This is a genomic window from uncultured Campylobacter sp., from assembly GCF_938018145.1.
Taxonomy (GTDB): Bacteria; Campylobacterota; Campylobacteria; order Campylobacterales; family Campylobacteraceae; genus Campylobacter_A.
In genome coordinates, this window is sequence record NZ_CALIII010000450.1 from 1 (window position 1) to 6,725 (window position 6,725).

Consider the following 6,725-nt stretch of genomic DNA (forward strand, 5'->3'; position numbering starts at 1 on the left):
CGCTAAAAGCGTCGAAACTACGCTCATATAGAGCGTCTCGCCGATGGCCGGGAGCAAGATGCGCTCGAAAACGTCGGGAAATTTAGAAAAATCTATGCCAAACATCACGCTACCTCCCATAATACGCCGCTTTGCTTGATGTACTCGGTCACGCGCGCCTCGTCTTTAGGATCGACGTTTATGACGAGCGAGCCTAGCACGTTTTCGTTTAGCTTTTCAAGCTTGCCCCAGACGATGTTAAAGTCGATGTTTAGCGTGCGCGCCATGTGCGTGATGACGCTGTTTTGTGCGACTTCTTTGGGGAAAAAGAGCCTGATATTTACGCCCTCGCTCGGTAAAATTTCATCCTCGCCGAGGAATTCCTTCATCTTTTCGTCCGGTTTTAAAAATAGCTCCTCGATCGTACCGCTGCCGATTATCTTGCCGCTTTCTAGCAGCACTGCGCGGCGCGCGATGCTTTTTACGACCTCCATCTCGTGCGTGACCAAAACGACGCTGATATTTAGCGTTTGATTGATCTGTTTTAAAAGCTCGAGTATCGAATTTGTCGTATTTGGATCAAGCGCCGAGGTTGCCTCGTCGGAGAGTAAAATTTTTGGACTTAGCGCAAGGGCGCGGGCGATAGCGACTCGTTGTTTCTGTCCGCCGCTTAGCTCGCCCGGGTAGCTTGCGGCTTTGTTTGCAAGGCCGACTAGCTCTAGTAGCTCGCTCACTCTTTTTTTGATATCGCCGTCTGAGTAACCCCAAAATTTAAGCGGAGTAGCGATGTTTTCAAACGCCGTTTTCCTCGCCATCAGCGCGAAGTGCTGAAATATCATCCCCACATCTCGCCTAAGTTCTCTTAGCTCTTTATCTTTTAGCGCCGAGATTTCTTTGTCAAATACCTTTAGGCTGCCGCCTTGATAGTCCTCTAGGCCGTTTATGCAGCGAAGCAGGGTGGATTTACCCGCGCCGCTGTGGCCTACGATGGCGAAAATTTCGCCTTTTTCTACGGTTAGGCTGACGCCGTCTATGATCTGCGTCGCTCCGTAAAATTTCTTTAAATTTTCTATTTTTATCACTCAAATTTCCTCATTCATAATTCCGCCGAAGCGCTGCTAAAATTTATAAAATTTCGCGCCTTAGATCGTCCGCACTCTTTGGCGAAAGAAGCGCCGGAGCGATGTCAAATACGCTAAAAGCACCGCTTTCACCTCTTTTTGCTAAGCGATATGCCGCACGAGCGTAGGCTACGAGCACGCTAGCGGTAAATTCGGGATTTGAATCAAGCTTTAGCGAAAACTCGATCAGGTGTTTATTTTCGCCACGCTCGCCCGTCGCTCCGCTTCGCAAAACAAATCCTCCGTGAGGGATGCCGCCATGCTCCTTTTTAAGCGTTTCAAGACTTACGAAATGCACGCTCGTGTCGTAGTCGGCGAAGTAGTTTGGCATCGTTTTTATCTCATGCTCGATGCGTGCCTTATCGGCGCCGTCCTGCACCGCTACGTAGCACTCGCGCAGGTGTTTTTCGCGCGTGCTAAGTTTTGGATTTTCGCCCGCGCGAACTCGCTCCAAGGCGCTTTCTATCGGCACGGTGTATTGGCGTGCATCCACGACGCCCTCGATCCTGCGGATGGCGTCTGAGTGGCCTTGGCTTACGCCTTTGCCCCAAAACGTATAACTGATGCCGTTTTCCAGCACGCTCTCGCCAAATAGTCTATTTAGCGAAAACAGCCCCGGATCCCAGCCTACGGCTATGATGCCAACTTTTCCGCCTTTTTTAGCGGCGGCGTCTACCGCGGCGAAGTGCTCTGGGATTTTTGCGTGCGTATCAAAGCTATCTACGACGTTAAAACTCTGCGCAAACTCAGGCGTCTGAGTCGGCAGATCCGTCGCGCTACCGCCGCAAAGCACCAAAACGTCAAATTTGCCCTTGTGCGATAAAATTTCATCCGCACTAAACACCGGCGCGCCGCATGTTTTTACTTCGCTTGGATTCCTACGGCTAAAAACTGTCGAAAGCTCTAAATCCTTGCTATTTCGCACGGCAAGCTCCACGCCGCGACCCAAATTTCCATATCCTAAAACTGCTATTTTTATCTTTTGACTCATTTTTATCCTTTAAATTTAACTAGTGACAAAGTTTCACTTCATCAGCAAATAATAAATCACATATATCCAACTTAAAAATCCGTGAATTATCGCCCACAATATGCTCTTATTGGCTCCCCATGATAGTGCGACGGCTATGACCGTGCCTAAAGTAAATCCACCGATGCTACCTTTCATTTTTTCTCCTTGATTTAAAATTTAGGCTCAAACGAGCGGACTACTCGCCAAATACCTTTAGTTCGTCGCATACTTTGGCGAATTTTTCCTGCGCGCTTTGCAGTCCTTCGCGGTTGGCTTCGACCACGGCTTGCGGGGCGGAGGCTACGAATTTCTCGTTATTTAGCATACTTGAGAGCTTTGCTATCTCTTTTTCTAGTTTGGTTTTTTGCGACCGCAGTCGCATGATCACAGCACTCATATCCACGCCTTCAAGCGGCACGAATGCCTCTAAATTTTCGCTCACGTCGCGCGCGGCGTTTTCGATTTTAGCGTCGCAAAACTCGATCTGCTCGCATTTAGCTAGCAGCGCAATGTAGTTTGTCGCCTCAGTCAATTTCTCGTTTCCGTTTAGCTTGATGAAAGCTTTTGGGATTTTTGAGTTGCCTTGCTCGATGGTCGCCTTTGCGCGGCGGATCGCGACGATGGCTTCGATCACCAGCTCAAAGGTCTTTTCTATCTGCAAGTCGCGCTCGTTAGCCTGCGGATACGCCTCTATCATGATCGAGCTTGCGTTTTCTAAATTTGAACCGCTAAGCTCGTGGAAAAGGTATTCTGAGATAAAAGGCATAAAAGGACTTAGTAGCCTCATCGCTTCTTTAAATATCGCTCCAAGCTCCTTTACGCTGCCTTTGTCGGCTTTGCTAAGCTCGATGCCCCAGTCGCAAAACTCGTCCCATAAAAATTTATAAATCGCGTTTGCCGCGTCGTTAAAGCGGTAGGCGTCGATGTTCTCTCGCACTTCGCGCACGCACTCGTTAAAGCGGCTTAGCATGTATTTGCCAAGCTTTGTTTCGATTTTGGCGTCGCTTAAATTTGCAAATTTAGACTCGTTTAGTAGCAGATATTTGCTCGCATTGTAAAGCTTGTTCGTAAAATTTCGCACGAGCTTCATCTTTTCGTCGCTTAGCTTGATGTCGCGTCCCTGCACGGCAAGTAGCGCAAGCGTAAATCGCAGGACGTCGGCGCTGTACTCCTCGATGCTAACGAGCGGGTCGATGACGTTGCCTAGGCTCTTGCTCATCTTTCTGCCTTGCTCGTCTTTAACCAAAGCGTGCAGGTAGATATCGTCAAACGGCAGCTTGCCTAGCGCGTTTTCGCCCTGAAACATCATCCTAGCTACCCAGAAAAACAAGATATCAAAGCCGGTGATTAGCAGGTTGTTTGGGTAAAATTCGGCCAAATCGCCGTCAAACCATTTCTCGTTTTTTAGCTCCTCGCCGTTGCCCCAGCCAAGCGTGCTAAACGGCCAAAGCCCCGAGCTAAACCAGGTATCAAGGACGTCCGGGTCTTGATGGAAATTTGCGCTTTTGCATTTTGGACACTGCGTCGGATCGCCTTCGTCCGCCCACTCGTGTCCGCACTCGCCACAGTAAAATACCGGGATCTGATGTCCCCACCATAGCTGGCGCGAGATACACCAGTCGCGAAGCTCGCGCATCCAGGCGTTAAAGCTGTTTATCCAGTGAGCCGGGTAAAATTTGGCTAAGCCTTCGCCGACCTTTGCGATCGCGTCGTCTGCGATCTGTTTTTTGACGAACCACTGCTTTGAGATGTATGGCTCGACGACGTTTTTGCAGCGGTAGCAGTAGCCGACTTGATTTTCGTAGTCTTCGATTTTTTCGACGTTTCCGAGCTTTTCTAGCTCTGCGACGATGACGTCTCTGGCCTCTAGTCGCTCAAGCCCCTTAAACTGCGCGCACTGCTCGTTTAGGATACCTTTTTCGTCAAAAACGGTGATAAATTTTAGATCGTGCCTTTTGCCGACCTCGTAGTCGTTAGTGTCGTGCGCCGGGGTGACTTTAACAAGACCCGTTCCAAACTCCATATCGACGTGCTCGTCGGCGATGATCTCGATCTCGCGACCGATTATCGGCAACACGACTTTTTTGCCGATCAAATTTTTATAGCGCTCGTCGTTTGGATTGACCATTACCGCGGTATCGCCGAAGTAGGTCTCCGGCCTTGTTGTTGCCACAACGATATACGGCAAATTCTCGCTTTGATATGCTTTGTTAGAGCGGATTTCTCCTCGGTCACGCACGACCGGTGCGCTCCCGTCGTCAAAATCCACTCCGCCTCGCCTCTCTTCACGATAATTCGCCTCCTCTTTTTGGTTTAAATTTTGTGCCTCATTGGCACCCCTCTTGCAACCCGCAAATTCATCGCACGATACTTCGGCTTGCTTATTTGAATTTGATGTTAAATTTTGATCGTCTGCGAGATAGTACCTCAAATGATAAAGCTTGCCTTTGTTTTCCTTATGCTCGACCTCGATGTCGCTGAGCGCGCCGTCGTGCGTGCACCAGTTTATCATGTAGTTTTCGCGTACGATGAGCCCTTTTTCGTAGAGATTTACGAAGGCTTTTTTGACCGCTTTTCTTAGCCCTTCATCCATCGTAAATCTTTGGCGCGACCATGCCGGCGAGATGCCTAGTTTTCGCATCTGGTGAACGATCATTCCGCCGCTTTTTTCTTTCCATTCCCAGACTTTTTCTACGAATTTTTCGCGTCCGAGCTCTTCTTTTTTGATGCCTTGGGCTAGGAGCTGCTTTTCAACGACGTTTTGCGTGGCGATACCGGCGTGATCAAGGCCCGGCTGCCACAGCGTTTTGTAGCCGTCCATTCTTTTGTAGCGCGTCATTATGTCTTGCAACGTAAAGGTTAGCGCGTGCCCGATATGAAGCGAGCCCGTTACGTTTGGAGGCGGCATCATGATGCAAAATTTACGGCCGTCTTTGCGGATGTTTTTGTTCGCGTCTATCTCGAAATATCCGCGTTCTTCCCAAATTTTATAAAATTTATCTTCTACTTCTTTTGCGTCGTAAAATTCCGCCATATTTTATCCTTAATAATTGTTTAAAAAATGTCGGATTTTACTACAAATTTGCTAATAGTATGTTTAAAATAGGTTGTTTTTAAGAATAGGCAAAGAAAGCGAAGCGGCTAAAAAACCGCTTCGCAAAGGATCATTTGACGATAAATTCGTGCTGAGCTAGATCGTAGTCGCTCATGCTCTCGTCGTACATGTTTTCCGTGATGACCGCAGGTAGCATGCACTTACCGCTCATGACGACGCGAAGAGGCGTATAAAGCACGTGCGCATCCTTGCTGGCACTCAAACTATAAAAGCTCAAAACTCTGTCGTCCTCGATGTTTTGATGCTCGAGAGTTAAAGAGTTTTTCGTAGCTTCAGTTCTTACGTTTGGTACGATATTTTCGTTTACTACCTCAAGGCAAGGACTGATCGTTTCGTTTATCACGCCGTTTCTGATAAACTCATTCGTTTTTAGCGATAGCTTAGAGTAGATGATATCGTTTACCTTAAGCGCGTTGATATCGATCTCTTTGCCGTCTTTGCCGACGAAGGTTCTATAGATATCAAGCCCTTTCTTGTCAAATTTGTGATTTACGTCTAGCTTTTTGTAGCCTGACGCGCTAACGCCTAGATACACGGCTGCGCCGTTTTGGGGCACTATAGTGATCTCAGGCTTTTTAGGAGCGATGTTGATAGCTCCGCGACCGTCGAAATTTAGATCGTGTCCGTCGGCGATTAGCTTAAATTTGTTCTCGCTTGAGACGTCTTTGATATAAGCTCTTAGCGCTCTTAGCGTAAATGCGCGCTCCTGCGTCGAATGTAGCTTATCTACGCGAGCGATCAGGTAGTCGGCTAGCTCGTCGCTAAATGCGTTTTTCTCAAAGTGATTAGCGTGTAAAAGTAGCATAAAGGCTTTGTTTCTGATCTCTGAGCCAAAGTTATCGGCTAGCTCTTTTTCGCGGTCAAAGGTCGATTTGTTTAGTCCTTTTAGCACTTTTTCGCTCTCTTTATTTAGTCCCTCGTTTTTGAGGATCGCTGCCATCAAGTATCCGTCAAGCGCGCTGTTTTGGTATCTCTTTTGATCGTATAGAGCGTTTAGCTTTGATCTATCGAGTTTCTTTTGCGTGCTTAGGACGTAGGCTGCGTAAAGGGCTTGGAAGTTATCGTTGCTGCCAAACGCTTTTAGCCAGTCGATAGCTTTACTTTTTACGTGGCTATCTAGCGCAAAGCCTGATTTTTCAAGCGTAAATAGCATATCGATAGAGTAGATAGAGGCAAAGTTGTTCGTGTAGCCTAGCTGATTCCAGTAGCCGATACTGCCGTCTGTTTTTTGCATATTGATTACGTCTTGCAAGCCTGCTTCGACGAACCTTTTTCTATCGGCTTCTTTTGCCTTGGCCTCTTTAGAATCGTCTCCGCCAAGCACTAGGAAATTTAGCTCAAAAAGCTTACTTGAGCGTTGCTCGGAGCATCCGTAAGGGTAGTTTACGAGCTTGTCGCTATTTGCGCTTAGTACGCCTTTGATAGAGCTTGAAGCGTCTATCGTGATATCGTTTAACTCTTCGTCCAGTTTAAAGGTCTTTTTCTCGCTCGCGTAAAA

The 6,725-nt window shown here is 47.7% G+C and carries 4 protein-coding genes and 2 pseudogenes; all 6 read right to left on the reverse strand.

Annotation, left to right across the window (positions count from 1 at the left end; translation table 11 throughout):
* A pseudogene (locus tag Q0338_RS11085) lies at positions 1-105 on the reverse strand (methionine ABC transporter permease); the annotation flags it as partial.
* Positions 105-1,061, reverse strand: coding sequence for a methionine ABC transporter ATP-binding protein (locus Q0338_RS10515; RefSeq protein ID WP_298086676.1), 957 nt, complete (start codon positions 1,059-1,061; stop codon positions 105-107). The gene Q0338_RS10515 and the pseudogene Q0338_RS11085, both read right to left, overlap by 1 nt.
* A gap of 43 nt (positions 1,062-1,104) precedes the next feature.
* Complete coding sequence (locus Q0338_RS10520) at positions 1,105-2,091, reverse strand: diaminopimelate dehydrogenase (RefSeq protein WP_298086677.1); 987 nt, start codon at positions 2,089-2,091, stop codon at positions 1,105-1,107.
* 33 nt (positions 2,092-2,124) lie between these two features.
* Entirely contained in the window at positions 2,125-2,268 is a 144-nt protein-coding gene (locus Q0338_RS10525; protein WP_002952601.1) for a hypothetical protein, read from the reverse strand.
* A gap of 40 nt (positions 2,269-2,308) precedes the next feature.
* Positions 2,309-5,146, reverse strand: a complete 2,838-nt coding sequence (locus Q0338_RS10530) for a valine--tRNA ligase (protein WP_298086678.1) — start codon at positions 5,144-5,146, stop codon at positions 2,309-2,311.
* Positions 5,147-5,276: 130 nt separating this feature from the next.
* Positions 5,277-6,725: pseudogene (locus tag Q0338_RS10535) on the reverse strand (alpha-2-macroglobulin); the annotation flags it as partial.